This is a genomic window from Sphingomonas rustica, assembly GCF_039652585.1.
Taxonomy (GTDB): Bacteria; Pseudomonadota; Alphaproteobacteria; order Sphingomonadales; family Sphingomonadaceae; genus Sphingomonas; species Sphingomonas rustica.
Window position 1 is genome coordinate 93,124 of the sequence record NZ_JBDIZK010000009.1, and the last position, 23,043, is coordinate 116,166.

Consider the following 23,043-nt stretch of genomic DNA (forward strand, 5'->3'; position numbering starts at 1 on the left):
CGACAAGAGGCGCGCGGGTCAAGTGCGTTGGCAACCGAAACGGATTGATGTGACCGCGGGACACCAGAGCGATATCCTCATCATCGGATCGGGCGCGGCCGGGCTGACCGCCGCGCTCAACCTCGCCAGCCGGTTCAAGGTCACCGTGCTCGCCAAGGGCGGGCTGAACGAAGGCGCGACCGCCTGGGCGCAGGGCGGCGTCGCCGCGGTGCTGGAGCCGGGCGACACGTTCGAGAGTCATATCGACGACACGATGATCGCCGGTGCGGGGCTGAACGACCGCGATGTCGTCGAGTTCGTGGTCGAGAATGCGCCCGCGGCGATCGAGCGACTGGGCAAGCTCGGCGTGCCGTTCAATCAGGACGGCGACACGCTGCACCTGACGCGCGAGGGCGGGCACAGCCATCGCCGTATCGTCCATGTCGACGACGCCACCGGCTGGGCGGTGCAGGAAGCGCTGCTGAAGGCGGCGCGCGAGAACCCGAACATCACCCTGGTCCCCGACATGGTCGTGATCGACCTGGCGACCAGCCGTCACGAGACCCGCTATTCGGGTGCGGGCAATGTCTGGGGCGTCTATGCCTTCAACCGCGCCACCAACCGGGTCGAGCTATTCACCGCGCGGGCGACCGTGCTGGCGACGGGCGGCGCGGGGCGCACCTATCTGTTCTCGACCGCGCCGCGCGGGGCGACGGGCGACGGCATTGCCATGGCGTGGCGCGCGGGCTGCCGCATCTCCAACATGGAGTTCATGCAGTTCCACCCGACCTGCCTGTACAATCTGGAGGTCAAGAATTTCCTGATCACCGAGGCGGTGCGCGGCGAGGGTGGGCACCTCAAGATCCCCGGCACCGGCCACCGATTCATGCCCGAGTTCGACCCGCGCGAGGAGCTGGCGCCGCGCGACATCGTCGCCCGCGCGATCGACCATGAGATCAAGCGACTGGGCCTCGACTATGTTCATCTCGACATCAGCCACAAGCCGCCGGAGTTCGTGAAGGGGCATTTCCCCAACATCTACGACAAGCTGATCGGGCTGGGCATCGACATGACCCGCGAGCCGATCCCGGTGGTGCCGGCACAGCATTACACCTGTGGCGGGATCGTGATCGACCGTGACGGCCGCACCGACCTGCCCGGTCTGTACGCGGCGGGCGAATGTACCCAGTCGGGTCTGCACGGCGCCAATCGCCTGGCAAGCAACTCGCTGCTCGAATGCTTCGTGTTCGGCGAGGCGGCAGCGAACCACATCGCCGCCAACTGGGACGCACTGAAGCCGCCGCCCGCGATCCGGCCCTGGGACGAAAGCCGGGTCGCCGATTCGGACGAAGAGGTGGTCATCAAGCAGAACTGGACCGAGATCCGCCGCTTCATGTGGAATTATGTCGGCATCGTCCGCTCGACCAAGCGGCTGGAGCGCGCCGCGCACCGGATCAAGATGCTGGGCGAGGAGGTCGCGGACTATTACGGCCATTTCCGCGTGACGCCCGACCTGATCGAGCTGCGCAACCTGCTCGAATCCGCCAACCTGATCGTGCGCTCGGCACTGCACCGCAAGGAGAGCCGCGGGCTGCACTATACGATCGACTATCCCGAGACGCTGCCCGAGGCGGTCGACACGATCCTGGTGCCCTAGGAAAAATCCTGCGCGATCGGGTGCTGGCGGCGGATCTCGTAGACGATCTGGCGCGCGGGACCGCTGCCATAATCGACGAAGCGCGGTTCCGCGCGGCGGACGCCGCCGATCTTCTCCATCGCCCGCTGCGATCGCAGATTGCCCTCGCCGACCACGAACAGCGCGGTCTCGAACCAGCGGTGGATATGGGCCAGCATCAGCCCCTTGGCCTCGGCATTGTAGCGCCCGCCCCAATGGCTACGCGCCAGGAAGGTATAGCCGAGCTCGATCTCGCCGCGTTCGGGTGCCGCATTGTAGTAACGACTGGCACCGATCACCGCGCCGCTCGCCCTGTCGAGGATCGTCAGCCCCCCGCCCGACGCCAGCGCCTGGTCGAAATAGGCGCGGAAGATGGATTCCTGCCAACGGTCGTGCGCCGGGTGGATTTCCCAGATCAGCGGATCGCTGGCCACCGCGAACAGCGGCGCCCAATCCTCCGGCACGGTCGGCCGGAGGATCAGCAATTCGCCGACCAGGGTCGGCTGCAGGTCCATCAGAAGGCGGCGATGCCGGTGATGGCGCGGCCCAGGATCAGCGCATGGACGTCGTGCGTGCCCTCATAGGTGTTGACCGTCTCGAGGTTGATCGCGTGACGGATCACATGGAATTCGGCCGAGATGCCGTTGCCGCCATGCATGTCGCGCGCGACGCGGGCGATATCGAGCGCCTTGCCGCAATTGTTGCGCTTGATGATGCTGATCGCCTCGGGCGCCAGCGTGCCTTCGTCGAACATACGGCCGGCGCGTAGCGCCGCCTGCAGGCCCAGCGCGATCTCGGTCTGCATGTTGGCGAGCTTCAGCTGGACGAGCTGGTTCGCCGCCAGCGGCCGTCCGAACTGCGCACGGTCGAGCGTGTACTGGCGCGAAGCCTCCATGCATGCCTCGGCGGCACCCATCACGCCCCAGGCGATGCCGTAGCGGGCGCGGTTGAGGCAGCCGAACGGCCCCTTGAGCCCCTGGACGTCGGGGAGCAGCGCGTCCTCGCCCACTTCGACCCCGTCCATCACGATCTCACCGGTGACCGAGGCGCGCAGGCTCAGCTTGCCCTCGATCTTGGGGGTGGTCAGGCCCTTCATCCCGCGTTCCAGGACGAAACCCTTGATCCCGCCGCCATGCGCGTCGGACTTGGCCCACACCACCATCACGTCGGCGATCGGCGAGTTGGTGATCCACATCTTCGTGCCGGTCAGGCGATAGCCGCCGTCGATCTTCTCGGCGCGGGTGCGCATCCCGCCCGGATCGGAACCGGCATCGGGCTCGGTCAGGCCGAAGCAGCCGACCCATTCGCCGGTCGCCAGCTTCGGCAGGTACTTCCGCTTCTGCGCCTCGGTGCCATAGGCGTTGATCGGATGCATCACGAGGCTCGACTGGACCGACATCGCCGATCGATAGCCCGAATCGACCCGCTCGACCTCGCGCGCGACCAGGCCATAGGCGACATAGCCCAGGCCGGCACCGCCATAGGTTTCGGGAATCGTCGCCCCGAGCAGGCCGAGGGCACCCATCTCGCTCATGATCTCGCGGTCGAATCGCTCGTCGAGGTACGCGCTGGTGACGCGCGGCAGCAATTCGCCCTGCGCGTAATCGCGCGCGGCGTCGCGCACCATGCGCTCCTCGTCGGTCAGCTGCGCGTCGAGCGCGAACGGATCCTGCCAGTCGAACCGGCCCATCTCTGCCATGGTGTTTCCTGCGTCCTGTCTGTTCTGGTTTATGAAGCCTGGCGGCTGGCCGCCGGCGGGGTGTCCATCGCGGCCTGCTCGATCTCGTTCAGCGCCGAGCGGGCAGCGAGGTAGCGCTTGGCATTGTTCACCCAATTCTCGGCGTCGCCCGCGCCAGGCATCCGCGCCACCTCGGCCAAGGCCGCCTCGACATTGCCGGCGGCCAGCAACCCCTGCGCCTCGCGCAGCCGTGCCGAGGCGCGCGGATCGGGCGTGTCGACCCGGCGCAGCACGATAAGGTCGCCGACCATCGCGCGGAATCGCGTCCAGGGCCCGGCGTCGGGCGCGACCAGCAGCCGCGGTGCGATGGTTTCGAGCGCGACGCGAAGATCCTGGAGCAGCACCGGCTGGGCGGCGGACTGGATCACCGTGCTCACCGCCTCGCCATGCGCCTCGCCGAACCGGCGGCGCAGCTGGGTCTCGAGCGGGCCCAGCGCCTGGCCGCGCTCGATCGCACGACGCGAGGCGAAGGCGATCAGCAACCGCTCGGCCTGGCTGGCATAGCCCGAGGCGGCGCGGGCGCTGCCCTCGGTATCACGCAGTCGCAGGTCGAGCAGGTCGAGCCTGGCGGCCAGGGCCTGCTCGCGCGCGGCGAGCGTGGCGACGTCGGTGCCCGGCGGCAGCGCGCGCACCGGCGCGGGCGGTTCCTGGACCGCTACAGGGGTCGGCGCGGGCTGCGCCGGCGCGCTGGTGCCCGAGTTGGTCCACCAGTTGAAGGCGGCCATCCCCGCGACACCGGCGATGAACGCGATCACCGCGACCAATAGGGTTCGCACCAGCGGGCTCGGCCCGCGGGCCGGCTCCAGCGCAAGTGGCTCGTCGGAATTCATGCCCGCCTTATCCTCGTGCGCATCGGCAGGGTCAATCGGCGAGCGCGATCGCGGCATCGACCAGCGCGGTTCCGGTCACCCCGCCGGGCACCACGACCTGCTCCCAGCCCCCGCCTGCCGCCTCCGCGGCACCGTCGCTGACCGCGACCAGCATCGTATGCGCCTTGTCAGCGACCAGTTCGCCCACCCGCTGCCCCGCCCGCGCCGACTGGACGAGCAGGATCGCGCCATCCAGCTGCGCCGCAGCCTCAGGCGCGATCTCGCGCGGCTCGCTGGCATAGACGGTAAGGATGTCGGCGACGATCCCGCCAGGCTCGACCGTGCGCTCGCGTCCCGCCAGATGAAGCGCGCGGCGCACGCCCGCCGCCTCGGCCATGGCGAGCAGCCTGGCCGACCCGGCATCGCCGGTCCCTGCCACTGCGAAGCCGTTGCGCCGCGCCGCCTCCGCCGTCGCGGTGCCGACCGCCCAGACCGGCAGGTCGAGCAGCCGGACCAGCCCCGGCCCGCCATGGCGGAAGGCATTGGCGCTGGTGACGACCAACGCGTCGTAGCCGCTCGACTCGGGCACCTGCCAGTCGACCGGCCGCGTCTCGAACAGCGGCAGGCGGATCGTGCGATGGCCCTGCGCCTCGATCGCGATCGCGGTGACGCGATTGCCCGGTTCGGGACGGAGCACCGCGATCGGGCGGCTCATGCCGCGAACAGGCGGCGGACGGGCTCCGGCGCGCGATCGAGCAGGTCGAACGCCACCGCCCGCGGCAGTTCGGGGTCGTCGGGCGCGCCTGCCTGCTGCGCGTGGACATGATGGGCGCCGTCCTCCGACAGCAATTCTGCGCTCAGCGTGAGGATCGCGCCCTCGATCGTCGCGAGCGCCCCCACCGGCGAATGGCAATCGGCCCGGAGCGTCGCGAGCAGGCCGCGCTCGGCACGCAGGCAGGCATGGGTCCGGACGTCGTCGATCGCCGCCAGCAACGCCATGACGTCAGCGTCGGAGGCCCGCGCCTCGATCCCGACGATCCCCTGCGCGGGTGCGGGCAGCAGTTCCTCGATCGCGATCGCCGTCCCGATGTCCGGCCGCTCCAGTCGCTCCAGCCCCGCGGCGGCAAGCAGCGTCGCATCCGCCTCCCCCGCCGCCAGCTTGGTCAGGCGCGTGTCGATATTGCCGCGGAACAGGACGATCTCGAGATCGGGGCGCAGCCGCTTCATCTGCGCGGCGCGGCGCGGCGAACTGGTCCCGAGCACGGCCCCCTCGCGCAGCGCGTCAATTGACTCGGCGCCGATCAGGCGGTCGCGGACATCGGCGCGCGGCAACACCGCGGCGATGGCGATGCTGTCGGGTCGGACCGTCTCGACATCCTTCATCGAATGGACCGCGCAGTCGATCTCATGGTCCAGCAATGCGCGGTCGAGCTCCTTGGTCCACAGCGCCTTGCCGCCGATCTCGGCCAGCGCGCGGTCCTGGACGCGATCACCGGTAGTCCTGACGGTGACGATCTCGATGTCGTCGACACCCCAGCCATGCGCCGCGACCAGCGCGTCGCGAACCATGTGAGCCTGGGCGAGAGCAAGCGGCGAGCCGCGGGTACCAAGTCGGAAGGAAGGCATGGCGGGTTGTGCTAGCGATGCATCGGCCTAGATGGAAGCGATGGCGTTGATCCTTGGCCTTGAATCGAGCTGCGACGAGACCGCGGCCTCGCTCGTCACCAGCGACCGGCAGATCGTCGCGCACTGCCTCGCCCGGCAGGATGCGGCGCACCGCCCCTATGGCGGCGTGGTGCCCGAGATCGCGGCGCGCGCCCATGTCGAGGCGCTGCCGCCCCTGATCGAACAGGCGCTGGCCGAAGGCGGCGTCCGGCTGGACCAGGTCGACGCGATCGCCGCGACCGCCGGGCCGGGACTGATCGGCGGGGTAATGGTCGGGCTCGTCACCGGCAAGGCGCTGGCGCTGGCTGCGGGCAAGCCGCTGATCGCGGTGAACCACCTCGAGGGCCATGCGCTGTCACCGCGGCTGACCGATCCCGATCTCGCCTTTCCCTATCTGCTGCTGCTCGTCTCGGGCGGCCATTGCCAGCTGCTGCTGGTCGAAGGCGCAGGACGCTATCGCCGGCTTGCGACGACGATCGACGATGCAGCGGGCGAGGCGTTCGACAAGACCGCCAAGCTGCTCGGCCTCGGCTTTCCCGGCGGCCCCGCGGTGGAGAAGGCGGCCGAGGCCGGCGATCCCAGGGCCGTTCCCCTGCCCCGCCCGCTGAAAGGGTCTGCCGAGCCGCATTTCTCGTTCGCGGGCCTCAAGGCAGCCGTCGCGCGGGCCGCACCGAATTACCCTGCGGCCGATGTCGCCGCCTCGTTCCAGCAGGCGGTGGTCGACTGCCTGGTCGATCGCACGACCCGCGCGCTGCGCGGGATCCAGGCGACCGCGCTGGTCGTCGCCGGCGGCGTCGCCGCCAACCGCGCGGTGCGCGGCGCGCTCGAGCAGCTTGCGGCGCAGCACGGGCTGCGCTTCGTCGCCCCGCCGCTGTGGCTGTGCACCGACAATGCGGCGATGATCGCCTGGGCCGGGGCCGAGCGCTTCGCCGCCGGGTTCAGCGATCCGCTCGACACGCCGGCACGAGCGCGCTGGCCGCTCGATCCCGACGCGGAAAAGGTTCGCGGGGCAGGAGTGAAGGCATGAGGATCGCGGTGATCGGGGGCGGTGCCTGGGGCACCGCGCTGGCGCAGGTGGCGGCGCGCGGCGATGCACCGGTGCTGCTCTGGGCTCGCGAGCCCGACGTGGTCGAGAGCATCAATGCCACGCACGAGAACAGCCTGTTCCTGCCCGGCACGCCGCTCTCGCCGGAGATCCGCGCAACCAGCGACCTGGGCGAATTGCGCGGTGCCGACGCGCTGCTGGTCGTCGCCCCTGCCCAGCATGTCCGTTCGGTCCTGTCACAGCTCGGCCCGACCAGCATTCCGCTGGTGCTGTGCGCCAAGGGGATCGAGGCGGGCAGCAAGCTGCTGGTCGGCGAGGTCGCGCACCAGGTCCAGCCCGATGCGCTGATCGCGGTCCTGTCCGGTCCGACCTTCGCGCATGAAGTCGCCAGGGGCCTGCCGACCGCGGTGACGCTGGCCTGCGAGGATGATGCGTTGCGCGCCCGGCTGGCCGATCGGCTCGCGGGCCCGGCCTTTCGCACCTATGGCTCGACCGATGTCATCGGTGCCGAGATCGGCGGCGCGGTGAAGAATGTACTCGCGATCGCCTGCGGCGTGGTCGAGGGCGCCGGGCTGGGCCTCAACGCCCGCGCCGCGCTGATCGCCCGCGGCTTTGCCGAGATGACGCGGTTCGGCCTGGCCCGCGGCGCCCGGGCGGAGACGCTGGGCGGCCTGTCCGGGCTCGGCGATCTGGTGCTCACCTGCTCCTCGACCAATTCGCGCAACTTCTCGCTCGGCATGGGTCTGGGCCAGGGCAAGAGTGCCCGCGACCTGCTCTCCGATCGTCGCACCGTTGCCGAGGGTGCGTTCACCGCCCCGGTCCTGGCCGAGGCGGCGGCCGATTCCGGGATCGAGATGCCGGTGACGCAGGCGGTCTGCGCGCTACTCGACGGGACCCCGATCGCCGCAGTGGTCGAAGCGCTGCTGAGCCGTCCGCTGCGCGAGGAAGTGCAGTGAGGCGCTGGGCTGCGCTGCTGCGCGGGGTCAATCTGAACGGCCGCAAGCTTCCCTCGGCCGACCTGAAGGCGATCGTCGAGTCGCTTGGCTATGGCGATGTTCGGACCCTGCTGGCATCGGGCAACGTCCTCTTCGCCACCGACGAGCCCGAAGATGTGATCGTCGCGCGACTCGAAGCGGCGTTCGCCGCCTATGGCCTCACAACCGATGTCCTGCTGCGTGATCGCGCCGGCATCCAGGCCGCGATCGACGCCAATCCCTTCGTCGAGGAAGCGGCCGACCATCCCAGCCACCTGCTGGTCGTCTTCCACCGCGAGCCCTTTCCGCCATCCGCCCTCGAACGCATCCCGGACCATCATCGGGGTCCCGAACGGCTCCAGGCAATCGGCCGCGAACTCTATATCGACTTTCTCGGGTCGGAGACGATGCGCGAGTCGAAGCTCGACCAGGCGATGCGCAAGGCCCGGTTTCCCGCCATCGCCACGGCGCGCAACTGGAACACCGTCGGCAAGCTGCTGGCGCTGCTCTAGAAGTCGATCGCGATCCCTTTTCGCTCCCAGTCGCCGAAGCGCGTGGGATCCTGGCCCAGCGGATCCTCGCCGCGATCCTCGGGCAAGGGCCGGGGCTCGGGCACCGGCTGGGTCGGCGTCAGATATTCGGGCGGCTTGAGATGCGGCGGTCGCTGGCCCATGGGCGTTGTCTTCCTGAATGTTGCCCCCCAGATCGGGGTTCGAAGATGCGAGGTCAAGTGAACCGCAAGCCCCAAGCCGATGCCCCCGGCGTTCCCGCACGCCGCGCCGCGCTCCGTGTCCTCGACGGCGTGCTGCGCCGCGGCCTCGCGCTCGAATCGGTGCTGGAAAGCGCGGCCCAGGGTCTGGCGCCCAATGATCGCGGCCTGGTCCATGCGATCGCGGCGGAAACGCTGCGCCGCCTGCCCGATCTCGATGCGATGATCGACAGCGCCACGCGCCAGCGCCTTCCCGACGACGCCAAGGCCCGCTTCGCATTGCGCATCGCGCTGGTCCAGGCGTTCGCGCTCGGCACCCCGCCGCATGCCGCAATCTCGACCGTGCTGCCGCTGGTCGACGGCGGCCCGCGCAAGCTGCTCCACGGCGTGTTCGGCACGCTGATCCGCGCGAACAAGGGCCTGCCCGACCAGCCCACTTTGCCCGACCCGGTCGCGATACGATGGCATGCCGCCTGGGGCGACCAGGGAATCGAGGATGCCGAGCGCGCCATCGCCTCGCCGCCGCCGCTCGACCTCACCTTGCGCGAACCGATCGACCTGCCCGACGCGGTGTCGCTGCTGCCCGGCCATCTCCGCCTGCCGGCCGGGACCGGCGTGACCGAGCTGCCGGGCTTTGCCGAGGGAAAGTTCTGGGTCCAGGACCTGGCCGCCTCGCTGCCGGCACGCCTGATCGGCCGCGGCGCCGGCAGCGCGCTCGACCTGTGCGCGGCACCGGGCGGCAAGACGCTGCAGCTGGCCTCGGCCGGGTGGGACGTCACCGCGGTCGACCAGTCGGACATGCGTCTGGCCCGACTTCACGAGAATCTCGAACGCACCGGACTGACGGCGCGGGTCGTCGTCGCCGACCTGCTCGACTGGGCGCCCGAAGCGCCCGCCGACGCGGTCCTGCTCGACGCCCCGTGCAGCGCCACCGGCATCTTCCGCCGTCATCCCGATGTCCTCCACCGGGTCCGCCCCTCGCTGATCGCGGAAATGGCGGCGCTTCAGGGCCGGCTGCTCGACCGCGCCGCCGACTGGGTGCGCCCGGGCGGGACGCTGGTCTTCGCCACCTGTTCGCTCGAGCCCAAGGAAGGCGAAGCGCATCTCGCACCCTTCCTGGCGGCACATCCCGACTTCGCGATCGATCCGGTCCGCGGCGAGGAAGTGCCGGACGGCGTCGACCCGCTGGAAAACGGCACGCTTCGTACGCTTCCGGGGATGATTGCGGACGCAGGTGCGCTGGACGGTTTCTTCATCGCGAGATTCCGCCGCCGCACGTAGTTGCGTGCGAGTCGGTGCGTGCTAAGGACCCGGTCATGTCCGCCGTCCGAATTGCACCGTCGATCCTCTCCGCCGATTTTGCCCGCCTGGGCGAGGAAATCCGGGCGATCGACGCGGCGGGAGCCGACTGGATCCATGTCGATGTGATGGACGGGCATTTCGTGCCCAACATCACGATCGGCCCGGGCGTGGTGAAGGCGCTGCGCAAGCACACCGCCAAGCCGTTCGACGTCCATCTGATGATCGCGCCCGTCGATCCGTTCCTCCAGGCCTTTGCCGAGGCCGGGGCCGATTGCATCTCGGTTCATCCCGAGTCCGGGCCTCATCTCCACCGGACGCTCCAGACCATCAAGGCCCTGGGCAAGCGGGCCGGCGTGGTGCTCAATCCGGGCACGCCGGTCGACGTGATCGACCATGTCATGGACCTGGTTGACCTGGTGCTGGTGATGAGCGTCAATCCCGGCTTCGGGGGGCAGAAGTTCATCGAGAGCCAGTTGCCGAAGATCACCGAGCTGCGCCGCCGGATCGATGCCAGCGGCCGCGCGATCGACCTCGAGGTCGATGGCGGCGTCGACCGCAGCAACGCGGCGCGGGTAATCGCCGCCGGCGCCGACGCGCTGGTCGCCGGCACCGCCACCTTCGAAGGCGGGCCGTCGCGCTATGCCGACAATATCGCGGCGCTGCGCGGCCTGTGAGCGACGATCGGTACGATCCCGACGCCGACGGGGTCGATCAGGGCAAGCGGCTGGTGCGGATCGGTGGAGATCGCGGCCTCTCGCTCGCCGACCGGGTTGCCGAACGGCTTCAGCGCCTGACCTGGCGGACGCCGCTGCATTCGATGCGGCTGCGCGGCCGCTATCCGTTGAAGCTGATCGCGGTGGCCGACGACCCGTTCATGGGCGATGTCGAGCGCGGCCACGCGCTGCTGGACGGCACGATGATGTTCCGCGGCGAGGAACGTGCGATCACCGCGCTGGACTTCGCCCGGCCCGATTTCTCGCGCGCCTTTGCCGATCATGTCCACAGCTTCGCCTGGCTGCGCGACCTGTCGACCGTGACGACCCGGGCGGGCGGCGCGCCGATCGCCGAGATGATCATGGCGAAATGGCTGGCCGTCCATGGCGAGAAGGTCTCCGACACCGCCTGGCGCGCCGACCTGTGGGGCCGTCGCATCCTGTTCTGGATCGCACATGCGCCGCTGATCCTGTCGAGCCCCGACCTGATCTATCGCTCCAGCGTGCTTCACGCGATCGCGCGCGGCGCCCGGCACCTCGATCGCGCGGCCGACCGCGTCCAGATCGGCACGCCGCGCATCGCCGCGTGGTGCGGCGTACTGGTTGCCGGCCTGATGATCCCGGGCGGCGATCCGCGCCGTGCGGCCAGCGAGGCCGGTCTGAACCGCGCGCTGACGGCCTCGGTTTTCTCGGACGGGGGCACGGTCGGACGGTCGCCCGCGGGGCTGCTCGAATCGATCCAGCTGCTGGCGATGCTGTGCGAATGCTATGATGCGCGCCGGCTGGAGCCGCCCGCCTTTGTCGAGACGACGATGGCGAAGATGGTGACCGCGCTGCTGGGCGTCTGTCATGGCGACGACGGACTGGCCAGCTGGCAGGGATCGGCGCCGATCGCCGGCGATGTCGTGCAACAGGCGATCGAGGCGACCGGAATCCGCACCCGCCCGCTCAAGCAGGCGCGCGACTGGGGCTATCAGCGGCTGTCGGCTCAGGGCACCGTGCTGATCATGGATGCGGCGCCGCCGCCGCTCGCGCGGTTGATCGAGGGCGGCTGCGCATCGACGCTCGCCTTCGAGCTGTCGGACGGGCCGCACCGCATCGTCGTCAACTGCGGCGGGTCGAGCATGGCCGACGGCCGTCTCCCCCGGCAGCTGACCGAAGCGCTGCGCAGCACCGCGGCGCATTCGACGCTGACGATCGGCGACAGCAATTCGACCGCGATCCATGCCGACGGCACTCTCGGCCGCGGCGTCGGCGAGGTCGAGCTGAGCCGCCAGGAGAGCGAGACCGCCAGCCGGATCGAGGCCAGCCATGACGGCTATGTCCGCCGGTTCGGCTTCATCCATCGCCGCGCGATCTCGCTGGGGCCGGACGGCAAGGACGTGCGCGGCGAGGACATGCTGCTCCCCGCCGATCATCGCCGGCAAAAGGGCGGCACCGGCTTCGCCATCCGCTTTCACCTGGCGCCGGGGATCGAGATCGCGCCGACCGCGGACGGGCTCGGCGCCTTTCTCCGCCTGCCCTCCGGCGCGGTCTGGCAGTTCCGCGCTCGCGGCGGGCTGCTGGCGGTCGAGGAAAGCATGTGGATCGACGGGCAGGGCCGGCCGGTGGCGACCGAGCAGCTGGTCGTGACCGCGGACACGCCGCCCGGCGGGACCAATGTCACCTGGGTGTTCCATCGCGCGCGCTGAGCGCGGACAGGGGTTGCACTGACGCACCGTATCCGTAGAGGGGCGGGCTCATGGATCAGGTCAAGATTGCCCGCGCGCTGCTCTCGGTCTCGGACAAGAGCGGTATCATCGAACTCGGCCAGGCGCTCGCGCGTCACGGCGTGGAGCTGGTCTCCACCGGCGGCACCGCCACCGCGCTGCGCGACGTCGGCCTGGCGGTCCGCGACATCTCCGAGCTGACCGGCTTTCCCGAGATGATGGACGGACGGGTCAAGACGCTTCACCCCAAGGTCCATGGCGGCCTGCTGGCAGTCCGCGACGATGCCGCGCATGTCGCGTCGATGGCCGAGCACGAGATCGGTGCGATCGATCTGGTCGTGGTCAATCTCTATCCCTTCGCCCAGACGGTGGCCAAGGGCGCCGACCGCGACACGATCATCGAGAATATCGATATCGGCGGACCGTCGATGGTCCGTTCGGCGGCGAAGAACCACGAATTCGTCACGATCGTCACCGATCCCGGCGATTATGCCGAGCTGATCGGCGAGATGGACGCCAGCGCCGGCGCGACCAGCCTCGCCTTCCGCAAGCGGCTCGCGGCGCGCGCCTTTGCCGCCACCGCGACCTATGACGGGATGATCGCCAGCTGGTTCGGCTTCGCCGACCAGGGCCAGATGTTCCCCGAGACCATGCCGGTCACGCTCAAGCACGGCTCGACGCTGCGCTATGGCGAGAACCCGCATCAGAGCGCGGCATTCTACACCGCGACCGGCCCCCAGGCGAAGGGCATCGGCCAGGCCCGCCAGGTGCAGGGCAAGGAGTTGAGCTACAACAACCTCAACGACGCCGATGCCGCGCTCGAGCTGGTCAGCGAGTTCCGCGATGCAGAGCCCAGCGTCGTGATCGTCAAGCACGCCAATCCGTGCGGTGTCGCCACCGCGGCGACGCTGGAAGAAGCCTATGCCGCCGCCTTTGCCTGCGACACGGTGTCGGCATTTGGCGGGATCATCGCGCTGAACCGCACGCTGGACGAGTCGACGGCGCGCGCGATCGCCGGCATCTTCACCGAAGTGGTCGTCGCACCCGATGCCGATGAGGGGGCACTGGCGGTGTTCGCGGCCAAGAAGAATCTGCGCCTGCTCCTGACCGGCGAGCTGCCCGACCCGAAGCGCGGCGGGTTCCAGGCCAAGTCGATCGCAGGCGGCTGGCTGGTCCAGTCGCGCGACAACGGGTCCGTCGGCGAGGCTGATCTGAAGGTCGTGACGAAGCGTGCGCCGACCGCGCAGGAACTGGCCGATTGCCGCTTTGCCTGGACCGTGGCCAAGCACGTCAAGTCGAACGCGATCGTCTATGCCAGGGACGGCGCGACCGCCGGCATCGGCGCAGGCCAGATGAATCGCCTGGAATCGGCGCGCATCGCCGCCTGGAAGGCGAAGGATGCCGCGGACAAGGCCGGCTGGGGGACGCCGCGCACAATCGGGTCGGCCGTCGCCTCCGACGCGTTCTTCCCGTTCGCCGACGGCCTGCTGGCCGCGGTCGAGGCGGGTGCAACCGCGGTGATCCAGCCGGGCGGGTCGATCCGCGACGAGGAAGTCATCGCCGCAGCCGACGAGGCGGGCCTGGCGATGGTCTTTACCGGGATGCGCCACTTCCGCCACTGAGACAGGAGGCGCGGCAACCGCGCCCGCCCATTCATCCGACCGGCCGGTGCTGCCCAGGCAGCGCCGGCCGTTTCGTCATCGGACGTCGTCGATCGCGATCTGCTGTTCCTTGGGCATCTTGCGGAACAACGCCTTGTCCTCCGGCCCGAAGGCCAGTTTCAGCAGCACGGCGAAATAGGCGACGAGCATCAGCGGAATGCCAGCGGTCAATTGGAGCCATTCGGGCAGCTTGCTGATGAGCACGCCGACCCCGGCCGATGCTGCCATCGCGGCGAGCATGCCCCAGCGCAGCGCCGACATGCGGCGTTTCAGCAGGCGCGACAGCAGCCATGTCTTCACGATCGAGCCGACGAGCAGCGAAAGCGCCAGCGCCAGCGCCGGGCCGACCGCCTGATAGACGACGGGATAGCCCATCTCGCGGATGACGATGACGAAGACGAAGCTCATGACGACCTGGAAGCAGAGCATGGCCGTCGAGATCATCAGGTTGCGATTGCGCGCGATATAGACGAGCCCGCCCTCCGCGATCGCCCCCGGCGACGCCAGAACCTCGGCGGTCAGCAGGATGCAGAGCGTGGCGGAGCCTGCGACGAAGCCCTGGCCCAGCAGGCCCATCACCCCGTCCGAGGTGACCCCGATCGCGATCGCGATCGCCGCCTGAACCGCCATGACCCAGAACGCGACCTGGCGGACCTGCTTGGCGACCGATTCGGTATCGCCGGCCGCCAGGCTGCGCGTGACGACCGGGCCGAGGATCGGGTCGAACGTGGTCTTGAGCCGCTGTGCCGGCGAGGCGACCTGCTGTGCCACATAATAGATGCCGACGATCGCCGGCGAGAACAGCAGGCCCAGAATGAAGCGATCGATGTTGCGCGACCCCCATTCCAGCGCATCGGCGCCGGCAAGCGGTGCGTTGATCCGCGCCATGCGCCACAGTCGCAGCGGATCCGGGCGCCAGTTCCGGGGCAGGCCGTACATTTTCAACAGCGGCACCATCGCCGCGATGAGCATCGCAAAGGTCGCGACGACATAGGCGATGATCAGCCCGTCGCGCGGCGACAGATAGGACAGGATCAGCGCGGCGCTGGTGATCGTCCACGGCTCGACGATCGACCGCGCCGTGACCGAGGCGCCCACATTGTGGCGATAGGCAAGGGCCGAAAAGGCGACTTCCGACCAGGCCAGCGCGAACACGATGCTGGGCAGCAGCCATTCGAGCCCGGTCACCTGGCTGTTCGGGAACATCACCTGGGGGAACATGCCGAGCAGCACGCTGCCGACCAGCGAGGCGAACAGCGCAACCACCATTGCGTCGGCGACGACATGGGTATCGGGTCGACTGGTGGTCGATAACGCCTGGGCAAGCCCGCGCTTGAGGCCGAGCGTCGCCAAGAGCGCGGCGAGTTCGATGACCAGCACCGCCAGCGCGAAGCGGCCCACGATCTCAGGCCCATAGCTCCGCCCGGCGATGAACAGGAACGGGATCCGTCCGGCAAGACGAATCACGAAGCCGAGAATGTTCGTCCGCCCGCCCTTCGCGAGCTGGGCGATGTCGTCAGCCTTTTCCGTCAAATTCTCGGTCACGCGCGGCCGTTGCCCATCGTGCGCCTGCCTTCTCCCTGTTCAGGCCCGTCGATAGGAGGGTCGCAGCGCAAAGCCAATGATCTCAATGCGCCGCGCCCCAACTGGGGCCGACGCCGATCTCGACGCCCAGCGGCACGCTCAGCCTGACCGACGGTTCGGCGGCGGTCGCCATGACGCGTTCGATCACCGGACGCGCGGCTTCGACATCGCCTTCCGGCAATTCGAACACGAGTTCGTCATGGACCTGCATCAGCATCCGCACGTTCGGCAGCCCCGCCTCGGCGAGCGCGGGGCCCATCCGGACCATCGCGCGCTTGATGATGTCGGCGCTGGTGCCCTGGATCGGCGCGTTGATCGCGGCGCGCTCAGCGCCCTGGCGCTCGTGCTGGACGCTCGACTTCAGCCGCGCGAAATGCGTCTTCCGCCCGAACAAGGTGGTCGTATAGCCCTTCTCCTTGGCCTCGGCGATCGTATCGGCGATGTAGCGGTTGATGCCGGGGAACCGATCGAAATAGCGGTCGATCATTGCCTGCGCCTCGTCGGCGGTGACGTCGAGCCTGCCCGCCAGGCCCCAGCGCGAGATGCCGTAGAGGATCGCGAAGTTGATCGTCTTGGCGCGGCCGCGGGTATCGCGATTGACCTCGCCGAACAGTTCCTGTGCGGTCATGTTGTGGATGTCGTCGCCGCGCTCGAACGCCTCGCGCAACTGCGGCACGTCGGCAATGTGCGCCGCCAGGCGCAGCTCGATCTGCGAATAGTCCGCCGCCAGGATGACGTTGCCCGGCTCCGCGACGAACGCGTCGCGAATCTGGCGGCCCACCTCGGTGCGGATCGGGATATTCTGCAGGTTCGGGTCGGTCGAGCTGAGGCGTCCGGTCTGGGCGCCGGTCAGCGAATAGCTGGTATGAACGCGGCCGGTCTCGGGATTGATCTGCGCCTGAAGCGCGTCGGTATAGGTCGATTTCAGCTTCGACAGCTGGCGCCAGTCGAGCACCTTCGCCGCGATCACCCGGCCGGGCGAATCCTTGTCGGCGGCGATCCGCTCCATCTCGTTCACATCGGTCGAATAGACGCCAGACTTGCCCTTGCGGCCGCCCTTGATCCCCATCTTCTCGAACAGCACGTCGCCCAGCTGCTTGGGGCTGCCGATGGTGAACTTGAACCCGGCAATGCCGTGGATCTCCTCCTCCAGCGCCGCGATCTGGTGCGAGAATTCGGTCGAGAGGCGGGCGAGCGCAGTCGAATCGACCTTCACCCCGGCGCATTCCATCCCGGCGATCACGCTGACCAGCGGCCGGTCGACCGTCTCGTACACCCGCGTCACGCTCTCATAGGCCAGCCGCGGCTTGAACCGGCGCCACAGCCGCAGCGTGACGTCGGCATCCTCCGCCGCGTAGCGGGTCGCCGCCTTCAGATCGACCTGAGCGAAGCCGAGCTGGCTCTTGCCCGTCCCGACAACGTCCTTGTACGCGATGCAGCTGTGCGACAGGTGCGTCGCCGCCAGCTCGTCCATGCCGTGCCCGTGCAGCCCAGCATCGAGGTCGAAGCTCATCACGATCGTGTCGTCGTAGGGCGCGACCGAAACGCCGAGCCGCGACAGGACGATCATGTCGTACTTCAGGTTGTGACCGATCTTGAGGACCGCCGGGTCCTCGAGCAGCGGCTTGAGCCTGGCCAACACGGTCTCGCGCGCGATCTGGAGCGGCTTCTCGGCGAACATGTCGGTGCCGCCGTGCGCGATCGGAATATAGCAGGCCTTGTTCGGCGCCAGCGCGATACTGACCCCGACCAGTTCGGCTCGGGTCGCATCGACGCCGGTGGTCTCGGTATCGATCGCCAGCCAGCCCTGGTGCCGCGCCTCGGCAATCCACCGATCGAGCCCGGCTTCGTCGACGACCGTCTCGTAGCCGTCGTGATTGCATGGCGGATCGTCCTGCAGCGGTACCGGCTCGGGGCTGTCGACCGGCGCTTCCGCCACCGACGACAGTCGCGCGAGCAGCGTGCGAAAGCCGTGATGCTCGAGGAAGGCGCGCAGCGGCGCGTCCGGGATGCCCTTGAGCTCCAGCTCGTCGAGCGGATCGGGCAACGGGACGTCGCAGGCGAGTTCGACCAGCTTGCGCGACAGCCGCGCCTTGTCGGCATGCTCGATCAGGTTGTCGCGCATCTTGGACGGCTTCATCGACGGCGCCGCCTCGAGCACCGCGTCGACCGTGCCATATTCCAGGATCAGCTTGGCCGCGGTCTTGGGCCCGATTCCCGGCACGCCGGGCACATTGTCGACGCTGTCGCCCATCAGCGCCAGCACCTCGCCCAGCTTGTCCGGGCCGACGCCGAATTTCTCGACCGTCGCCTCCGGCCCCAGCCGGCGATTGTTCATCGTATCGAGCATGTCGACGCTGGGATCGGTCATCAGCTGCATCAGGTCCTTGTCGGAACTGACGATGGTGACCTGCCATCCCTGGGCGAGCGCCGCCTTGGTATAGCTGGCGATCAGGTCGTCGGCTTCCCAGCCCAGCTCCTCGATGCAGGGCAGCGAGAAGGCGCGCGTCGCGTCGCGGATTACCGGGAACTGGGGCACCAGATCCTCGGGCGCGGGCGGACGATGCGCCTTGTACTGGTCGTACATCTCGTTGCGGAACGTATGCTCCGACTTGTCGAGGATGACCGCCATGTGCGTCGGCCCGTCGGCCTTGTTCAGCTCGTCGACCAGCTTCCACAACATGGTGGTATAGCCATAGACCGCCCCCACCGGCTCGCCATGCTTGTTGGTGAGCGGGGGCAGCCGGTGATAGGCGCGGAAGATATAGCCGGAGCCGTCGACAAGGTAGAGGTGAGGCATCGCCGCGGGATAGCCGAGCGGCGGGGCGGCACCAAGCCCCAACCGCGCAACGCCCGCGCTCAGGTCGCATCGTGGAAGATGATCCCCAGAACATGGCGACGGCCCGACCGTACGGTGCCGACGCCGTGGCGCATCGTCACGCGATAGTCGCCGCGCGTGCCTGACACCGGCCGGCGGTTCACCGCGAAGATCACCGCGTCGCCGCGCTCCAGCGGAACGACCTCCGCCCGCGACTGCATCCGCGGGCGCTGCTCGGTCAGGATGAAGTCGCCGCCGGTGAAGTCGCCGCCCGGCCGGGAGAGCAGCACGGCCATCTGCAACGGAAAGACATGCTCGCCATACAGGTCCTGGTGCAGGCAATTATGGTCGCCCGTCGCATAGCGAAGCAGCAGCGGCGTGGGGCGCGACTGGCCGGCCGCATGGCACTGGTCGAGAAACGCCGGGAGGCGATCGGGGAAGCGGCGGGCGATTCCCATGCGCTCGTGCCAGCGATTGGCGATCGGGACGAGCGCGGCATAGGCCTGCTCGCGCAACTCGGCCACGATACCGGGCAGCGGATAGGCGAAATAGCGATACTCGCCGCGACCGAAGCCATGTCGCGCCATCACCACCGTGCTGCGAAACCGATCGGGCGACTCGTACGCCGCCGCGATCTGCGCGCAGGTGTCCGGACCGAGCAGGCCGGGGAGCATCGCCCAGCCCTGGCGATCCAGGACGGGCGCGATCGCCGTTGGGTCAAAGGGTTCGAAGGTCATCGAACGCCCCTGCCCGCCGGCAAGGCGCCGGGCATCCCGGCGCTTGCGCTCGAACTAGCGGTGGTTGGCGACCAGCGCGGTGACGACCGCCTGCATCAGGCCCTGGCGTTCCGGAATCGGGCGCCGCGTATCGCCGATCATGACCGCGACCGAATAGGTACGGCCATCGGGTGCGACCAGCAGGCCGACATCATTATAGCCCGCCGTGCGTCCGCGCAGGTCTTGGCCGGTCCCGGTCTTGTGCCCGAACTGCCAGCCCGGCGGCACCGCGCCGCGCAGCCGCTGGCGGCCGGTGTGCGAGGACTGCATCACCGACATCAGCCACGCGGTCGACGATGGCGACAGCAGCTCGCCCTTCTGCAGCCGGGCAAGCGCAACCGCGATCGCACTCGGCGCCGCGCCGTCGACCGGATCGGCGACATAGGATTCGAAGGCGGCGAGGCGAACATTGGGCGACAGCTGCGACCGAGCGAGCGCGAAGGCGTTGCCGCGCGAATATTCGGGTTTCCACTCGAGGCCGGCGGTGCCTGCCTGCAACAGCCGTTCGCCGGGGCCGAAGCGGATCGCGCCCAACTGCTTGCGCTGGATGAACGACCGCACGGCCTGGGGCCCGCCGACCAGCCGCAAAAGCTTGTCGTTGCACGTATTGTCGCTCATCGTCATCGCGCGGCGGATGATCTCGCGCACGGTGGAGCGATAGCCGACATCCTTCTTCACCAGCGCGGCGATCGGCTGGTGGAAGACGGTGAAATCTGCCTCGGTGATGGTCAGCGGATCGTCGAGCCCGATATGCCCCTGGTCGACTGCGTCGAGCACGGTCATCGTCACCCACAGCTTGCTGACGCTCTGCTGCGGCATGCGGGTATTGCCGTTGGCCGATACCATCCAGCCGTCGTCGACGCCGACGACCGAGACGCCGGCCTTGCCCCCGAAATTGCGGACGAGCCGCTCCACCGTCTCGGAGAGCGCCTGCGGCGCCGGCGCATCGAAGCGGCTGACCTTGGCCGGGGCCGTCGCGGCGGCGCTGCCATGGGCGGGGATCACCAGGACGCCGTGGGCGCTCCCGGCCACCGCGCAGCCCATCAGCAATGCGGGGCCAAGCCCGCCGAGCGTCATCGCACGCTGGAGATCGGTGAAGCCGGGTTGATCGGCCCACCAGCGAAGCGCACGCCGGTGCAGGGGCAGCCCCCCGGTGCCCGGGTTCCGTCGCGAGGTCGCAAGTTGCGAAAAATTCGTCACGTTTACCGCCCTTTGCCCGTTTCGAGCATGCGAGCAACCTGCGGCATGAAAAAGGCACCTTGCGGGGATCGTGCGACGAACGATTCCATAGCTGCGACGAACCGTGTTATCTCATATCATCCGGAGCGCTCGCACCTGCCGGACACGGGCTAGCCGAGCCGGCGGAGCATCTCCTGCGCCGCCGCGGGCGCCCGGACCTTGCCGCCATGAATGAAGAAAATGAAGGTTTCGCGCGGTCGTTCCGCGGGCGTTTCGTCGATGGCATAGGGAAGGCGCGGCCCCTCGGGCTTTCCGCCCGATGCCCAAAGCCGCGCCGCGTCGGCCCATCGAGCGAGGTCGGGTTCGGGATAGCAGAGCGGATTGTCGTCCTCCCCGCTTTCGAGCCGGGCGTAAACGAAGTCGCCGGTGATGTCGGCGATCGCCGGATAGTTGGGCGAATCGGCGAACACGATCGCGACGCCGGCGGCGCGGCACATCGCGACGAAGGCGGGGTCGCGAAAACTGTCGTGGCGCACCTGAACCGCGTGGCGCAGCGCAACGCCGTCATGCTTTGCCGGCAGCAGCTTCAGAAACGCGCCGAAATCCTCGGCATCGAACTTCTTCGTCGCCATGAACTGCCACAGGATCGGGCCAAGCTTGTCGCCCAGCTCGACGAGTCCCTGCCCCACGAACCGTGCGACCGAGTCACCGGCCTCCGCCAGCACCTTTCGGTTGGTGCAGAAGCGCGATGCCTTCACGGTGAAGACGAACCCGTCGGGCGCGGTCTTCGCCCAGCCCTCGAACGTCGCCGGCTTGAAGGTCGAATAATAGGTGCCGTTGACCTCGATCGCGGTCAGCGCGCGCGACGCGAACTCCAGCTCCTTCTTCTGCGCCAGCCCCTCCGGATAGAAGGTTCCCCGCCAGGGTTCGAAGGTCCAGCCGCCGATGCCGACTCGTATGGGTGCGTTCATGGCGCCATGCTAATCCAGTTCGATATGGCGACGAAGCCCCTCGACAGCGTCAATGGTTCGCGATAGCCTGGATTAACTCGTACAAATAGACGGGGCAGGGAGAGGGCAGATGCGCTTCGGACGCAGGGACATGCTCGTCGCCGCAGTGGCAGGCGTCATCGGCGCGTCGGCCGCGACCGCGTCGCAGGGCGCGCCCGGACGATTGGGCCCGACGATCTGGGACTGGCAGGCGATGACCGCGCGGCAGACCGATGTCGGCGCGGTCCGCGACCTGGTGCGGCAGCCTACCGCGACGCTCGACGAGCTCGAGATGCACGTCACCACGCTGAACGCCGGCACCAGCTCGCATCCCCCGCATTCCCATCCCAACGAAGAGCTGGTGATCGTCCGCGAAGGCACGGTCGAGGTGCTGAACGGCGGCGCGTGGAAACGGCTGGGCCCGGGATCGGTCGTCTTCAACGCGTCGAACGCACCGCATGCGCTGCGAAACGTCGGATCCAGACCGGCGACCTATCATGTCATCAACTGGAAGACGCCGGCCACGCCGCGCAGCGCCGGCAAGGAGCCTTCATGACCGAGATCGATCGCCGCACGATCCTGGCCGGCGCAGGCCTCGCCGGGCTTGCCGCAAGCTTCGCGCACGACACGCTCGCGCAGTCTGCGAGCCAGGGCAATGCGGTGGGCGCGCAGGCGGCACCGACCGGACCGGCGCCGGAAGCAAGGCACCGCATCCGCTTCGCGGTGATCGGGCTGGACCATGCCCACATCTATTCGATGACCGACGCGATGATCCGCGGCGGCGGGACACTGGTGTCGTTCCATGCGACCGATCCCGGGCAGATCGAAACCTTCCGCCGCCGCTATCCCCAAGCAGCGCTGGCGCGCAGCGAGGCGGAGATCGTCGAGGACCGGTCGATCCAGATGGTTGCCGCGGCCCCGATCCCCGACCTTCGCGCGCCGCTGGGCATCCGGGTGATGCGCGCGGGCAAGGACTATCTGTCCGACAAGCCCGCGATCACCACGCTGAAGCAGCTGGCGGACGTCCGCCGCGCGGTGAAGGAAACCGGCCGCAAGTTCGCGATCATGTATTCCGAACGGCTGGAGGTGCGATCGGCGGTGATGGCCGGGCAGTTGGTCCAGCAGGGTGCGATCGGCAAGGTCGTCCAGACCGTGAACCTGGCGCCGCACCGTGTCAGCGCGCCGAGCCGGCCCGACTGGTTCTGGGACAAGGCGCGCTATGGCGGCATCCTGACCGACATCGGCAGTCACCAGGCCGATCAGTTCCTGTTCTACACCGGCAGCCGCCGCGCGAAGGTGATCGCGTCGCAGACCGGCAATCTCGCCTGGCCCGACCGGCCGAAGTTCGAGGATTTCGGTGACATGACGATCACCGGCGACGGCGGCACCGGCTATGTCCGCGTCGACTGGTACACACCCGACGGACTCGCCACCTGGGGCGACGGCCGCCTGTTCATCCTGGGGACCGAGGGGTTCATCGAGCTGCGCAAATATATCGACGTGGCTGGGCGCAGCGGCGGCAACCATCTGTTCATCACCGATCGAAAGGGCAGCCGATATATGGACTGTTCGCAGGTTCCCCTGCCCTTCGGCCCGCAATTCGTGACCGACATCGTCGAGCGCAGTTCGATCGCGCAGGACCAGGACCAGGCGCTGCTCGCGGCGGAACTGGTCCTGATCGCGCAGAAGAACGCCACGCGCCCGATCCTCGCCTGACA

The 23,043-nt window shown here is 68.7% G+C and carries 21 protein-coding genes; 10 read left to right on the forward strand and 11 right to left on the reverse strand.

Going from position 1 to position 23,043, the window contains the following annotated elements; translation table 11 throughout:
* Window positions 1-43 precede the first annotated feature (43 nt).
* A complete protein-coding gene (gene nadB / locus TPR58_RS15325; protein ID WP_346247711.1) occupies window positions 44-1,636 on the forward strand; it encodes an L-aspartate oxidase in 1,593 nt (530 codons plus the stop codon).
* On the opposite strand, the gene TPR58_RS15330 is transcribed toward nadB, so the two are convergent.
* From TPR58_RS15330 to hemC, 5 genes are read right to left on the reverse strand one after another with little or no spacing between them, the layout of a single operon-like run.
* Entirely contained in the window at window positions 1,633-2,169 is a 537-nt protein-coding gene (locus TPR58_RS15330) for a GNAT family N-acetyltransferase (protein ID WP_346247580.1), read from the reverse strand. The genes nadB and TPR58_RS15330 overlap by 4 nt on opposite strands.
* On the reverse strand, window positions 2,169-3,353 hold the full coding sequence (locus tag TPR58_RS15335) for an acyl-CoA dehydrogenase (RefSeq protein ID WP_346247581.1): 1,185 nt from the start codon (window positions 3,351-3,353) through the stop codon (window positions 2,169-2,171). The genes TPR58_RS15330 and TPR58_RS15335 overlap by 1 nt, the downstream gene beginning before the upstream one ends.
* Before the next feature lie 29 nt (window positions 3,354-3,382).
* Entirely contained in the window at window positions 3,383-4,222 is an 840-nt protein-coding gene (locus TPR58_RS15340) for a hypothetical protein (protein ID WP_346247582.1), read from the reverse strand.
* A gap of 31 nt (window positions 4,223-4,253) precedes the next feature.
* Window positions 4,254-4,916, reverse strand: a complete 663-nt coding sequence (locus TPR58_RS15345; RefSeq protein WP_346247583.1) for a uroporphyrinogen-III synthase — start codon at window positions 4,914-4,916, stop codon at window positions 4,254-4,256.
* Window positions 4,913-5,770 (reverse strand): hydroxymethylbilane synthase, encoded by an 858-nt coding sequence (gene hemC / locus TPR58_RS15350; protein WP_428835721.1) that lies wholly within the window; start codon window positions 5,768-5,770, stop codon window positions 4,913-4,915. The genes TPR58_RS15345 and hemC overlap by 4 nt, the downstream gene beginning before the upstream one ends.
* A 97-nt stretch (window positions 5,771-5,867) precedes the next feature.
* On the opposite strand from hemC, the gene tsaD reads away from it, so the two are divergent.
* Genes tsaD through TPR58_RS15365 form a run of 3 tightly spaced genes read left to right on the forward strand, consistent with a single transcriptional unit; the run spans window position 5,868 to window position 8,397 of the window.
* Window positions 5,868-6,893, forward strand: coding sequence for a tRNA (adenosine(37)-N6)-threonylcarbamoyltransferase complex transferase subunit TsaD (tsaD, locus tag TPR58_RS15355; RefSeq protein ID WP_346247585.1), 1,026 nt, complete (start codon window positions 5,868-5,870; stop codon window positions 6,891-6,893).
* The gene (locus tag TPR58_RS15360) at window positions 6,890-7,867 is read left to right on the forward strand and encodes an NAD(P)H-dependent glycerol-3-phosphate dehydrogenase (protein ID WP_346247586.1); all 978 of its coding nucleotides are present in this window, start codon (window positions 6,890-6,892) and stop codon (window positions 7,865-7,867) included. The genes tsaD and TPR58_RS15360 overlap by 4 nt, the downstream gene beginning before the upstream one ends.
* The gene (locus tag TPR58_RS15365; protein ID WP_346247587.1) at window positions 7,864-8,397 is read left to right on the forward strand and encodes a DUF1697 domain-containing protein; all 534 of its coding nucleotides are present in this window, start codon (window positions 7,864-7,866) and stop codon (window positions 8,395-8,397) included. Before TPR58_RS15360 ends, TPR58_RS15365 begins: the two co-directional genes overlap by 4 nt.
* On the opposite strand, the gene TPR58_RS15370 is transcribed toward TPR58_RS15365, so the two are convergent.
* A complete protein-coding gene (locus tag TPR58_RS15370; protein ID WP_346247588.1) occupies window positions 8,394-8,558 on the reverse strand; it encodes a DUF1674 domain-containing protein in 165 nt (54 codons plus the stop codon). The two genes, TPR58_RS15365 and TPR58_RS15370, sit on opposite strands and share 4 nt — an antisense overlap.
* A gap of 45 nt (window positions 8,559-8,603) precedes the next feature.
* Here TPR58_RS15370 and TPR58_RS15375 point away from each other — a divergent pair, with 45 nt between their 5' ends.
* Genes TPR58_RS15375 through purH form a run of 4 tightly spaced genes read left to right on the forward strand, consistent with a single transcriptional unit; the run spans window position 8,604 to window position 13,940 of the window.
* The gene (locus tag TPR58_RS15375) at window positions 8,604-9,875 is read left to right on the forward strand and encodes an RsmB/NOP family class I SAM-dependent RNA methyltransferase (protein WP_346247589.1); all 1,272 of its coding nucleotides are present in this window, start codon (window positions 8,604-8,606) and stop codon (window positions 9,873-9,875) included.
* Window positions 9,876-9,910: 35 nt separating this feature from the next.
* Window positions 9,911-10,570, forward strand: a complete 660-nt coding sequence (gene rpe, locus TPR58_RS15380; protein ID WP_346247590.1) for a ribulose-phosphate 3-epimerase — start codon at window positions 9,911-9,913, stop codon at window positions 10,568-10,570.
* Window positions 10,567-12,300, forward strand: a complete 1,734-nt coding sequence (locus tag TPR58_RS15385; RefSeq protein WP_346247591.1) for a heparinase II/III family protein — start codon at window positions 10,567-10,569, stop codon at window positions 12,298-12,300. The genes rpe and TPR58_RS15385 overlap by 4 nt, the downstream gene beginning before the upstream one ends.
* A 50-nt stretch (window positions 12,301-12,350) precedes the next feature.
* Window positions 12,351-13,940, forward strand: a complete 1,590-nt coding sequence (purH, locus tag TPR58_RS15390; RefSeq protein WP_346247592.1) for a bifunctional phosphoribosylaminoimidazolecarboxamide formyltransferase/IMP cyclohydrolase — start codon at window positions 12,351-12,353, stop codon at window positions 13,938-13,940.
* A 75-nt stretch (window positions 13,941-14,015) separates the two neighbouring features.
* Here purH and TPR58_RS15395 read toward each other — a convergent pair whose 3' ends face one another.
* The 5 genes from TPR58_RS15395 to TPR58_RS15415 all read right to left on the reverse strand — a co-directional run bounded on the left by TPR58_RS15395 (window position 14,016) and on the right by TPR58_RS15415 (window position 21,307).
* Window positions 14,016-15,524: a lipopolysaccharide biosynthesis protein gene (locus tag TPR58_RS15395; protein WP_346247593.1), complete on the reverse strand. Its 1,509-nt coding sequence runs from the start codon at window positions 15,522-15,524 to the stop codon at window positions 14,016-14,018.
* 82 nt (window positions 15,525-15,606) lie between these two features.
* On the reverse strand, window positions 15,607-18,363 hold the full coding sequence (gene polA, locus TPR58_RS15400; protein WP_346247712.1) for a DNA polymerase I: 2,757 nt from the start codon (window positions 18,361-18,363) through the stop codon (window positions 15,607-15,609).
* 59 nt (window positions 18,364-18,422) lie between these two features.
* Complete coding sequence (locus TPR58_RS15405) at window positions 18,423-19,118, reverse strand: 2OG-Fe(II) oxygenase (protein WP_346247594.1); 696 nt, start codon at window positions 19,116-19,118, stop codon at window positions 18,423-18,425.
* 54 nt (window positions 19,119-19,172) lie between these two features.
* On the reverse strand, window positions 19,173-20,234 hold the full coding sequence (locus tag TPR58_RS15410) for a serine hydrolase (RefSeq protein WP_428835728.1): 1,062 nt from the start codon (window positions 20,232-20,234) through the stop codon (window positions 19,173-19,175).
* 272 nt (window positions 20,235-20,506) lie between these two features.
* Complete coding sequence (locus TPR58_RS15415; RefSeq protein WP_346247596.1) at window positions 20,507-21,307, reverse strand: DUF72 domain-containing protein; 801 nt, start codon at window positions 21,305-21,307, stop codon at window positions 20,507-20,509.
* A gap of 109 nt (window positions 21,308-21,416) precedes the next feature.
* Between TPR58_RS15415 and TPR58_RS15420 the strand changes: the two genes are divergently transcribed.
* Both TPR58_RS15420 and TPR58_RS15425 read left to right on the forward strand, forming a co-directional pair.
* Window positions 21,417-21,881 carry a cupin domain-containing protein gene (locus tag TPR58_RS15420; RefSeq protein WP_346247597.1) on the forward strand — a complete coding sequence of 155 codons (465 nt, stop codon included), beginning with the start codon at window positions 21,417-21,419 and terminating at the stop codon, window positions 21,879-21,881.
* Window positions 21,878-23,041: a Gfo/Idh/MocA family protein gene (locus TPR58_RS15425; RefSeq protein ID WP_346247598.1), complete on the forward strand. Its 1,164-nt coding sequence runs from the start codon at window positions 21,878-21,880 to the stop codon at window positions 23,039-23,041. Before TPR58_RS15420 ends, TPR58_RS15425 begins: the two co-directional genes overlap by 4 nt.
* The last annotated feature ends 2 nt before the right edge of the window (window positions 23,042-23,043 follow it).

Coding starts and splice junctions, on each gene's coding strand:
- TPR58_RS15405 (WP_346247594.1), bottom strand. CDS start 19,118: ATGACCTTCGAACCCTTTGACCCAACGGCGATCGCGCCCGTCCTGGAT.
- TPR58_RS15340 (WP_346247582.1), bottom strand. CDS start 4,222: ATGAATTCCGACGAGCCACTTGCGCTGGAGCCGGCCCGCGGGCCGAGC.
- hemC (WP_428835721.1), bottom strand. CDS start 5,770: ATGGTTCGCGACGCGCTGGTCGCGGCGCATGGCTGGGGTGTCGACGAC.
- TPR58_RS15360 (WP_346247586.1), top strand. CDS start 6,890: ATGAGGATCGCGGTGATCGGGGGCGGTGCCTGGGGCACCGCGCTGGCG.
- TPR58_RS15425 (WP_346247598.1), top strand. CDS start 21,878: ATGACCGAGATCGATCGCCGCACGATCCTGGCCGGCGCAGGCCTCGCC.
- TPR58_RS15335 (WP_346247581.1), bottom strand. CDS start 3,353: ATGGCAGAGATGGGCCGGTTCGACTGGCAGGATCCGTTCGCGCTCGAC.
- purH (WP_346247592.1), top strand. CDS start 12,351: ATGGATCAGGTCAAGATTGCCCGCGCGCTGCTCTCGGTCTCGGACAAG.
- TPR58_RS15420 (WP_346247597.1), top strand. CDS start 21,417: ATGCGCTTCGGACGCAGGGACATGCTCGTCGCCGCAGTGGCAGGCGTC.
- TPR58_RS15345 (WP_346247583.1), bottom strand. CDS start 4,916: ATGAGCCGCCCGATCGCGGTGCTCCGTCCCGAACCGGGCAATCGCGTC.
- polA (WP_346247712.1), bottom strand. CDS start 18,363: ATGCCTCACCTCTACCTTGTCGACGGCTCCGGCTATATCTTCCGCGCC.
- TPR58_RS15375 (WP_346247589.1), top strand. CDS start 8,604: ATGCGAGGTCAAGTGAACCGCAAGCCCCAAGCCGATGCCCCCGGCGTT.
- tsaD (WP_346247585.1), top strand. CDS start 5,868: ATGGCGTTGATCCTTGGCCTTGAATCGAGCTGCGACGAGACCGCGGCC.
- rpe (WP_346247590.1), top strand. CDS start 9,911: ATGTCCGCCGTCCGAATTGCACCGTCGATCCTCTCCGCCGATTTTGCC.
- TPR58_RS15330 (WP_346247580.1), bottom strand. CDS start 2,169: ATGGACCTGCAGCCGACCCTGGTCGGCGAATTGCTGATCCTCCGGCCG.
- TPR58_RS15410 (WP_428835728.1), bottom strand. CDS start 20,234: ATGACGCTCGGCGGGCTTGGCCCCGCATTGCTGATGGGCTGCGCGGTG.
- TPR58_RS15370 (WP_346247588.1), bottom strand. CDS start 8,558: ATGGGCCAGCGACCGCCGCATCTCAAGCCGCCCGAATATCTGACGCCG.
- TPR58_RS15415 (WP_346247596.1), bottom strand. CDS start 21,307: ATGAACGCACCCATACGAGTCGGCATCGGCGGCTGGACCTTCGAACCC.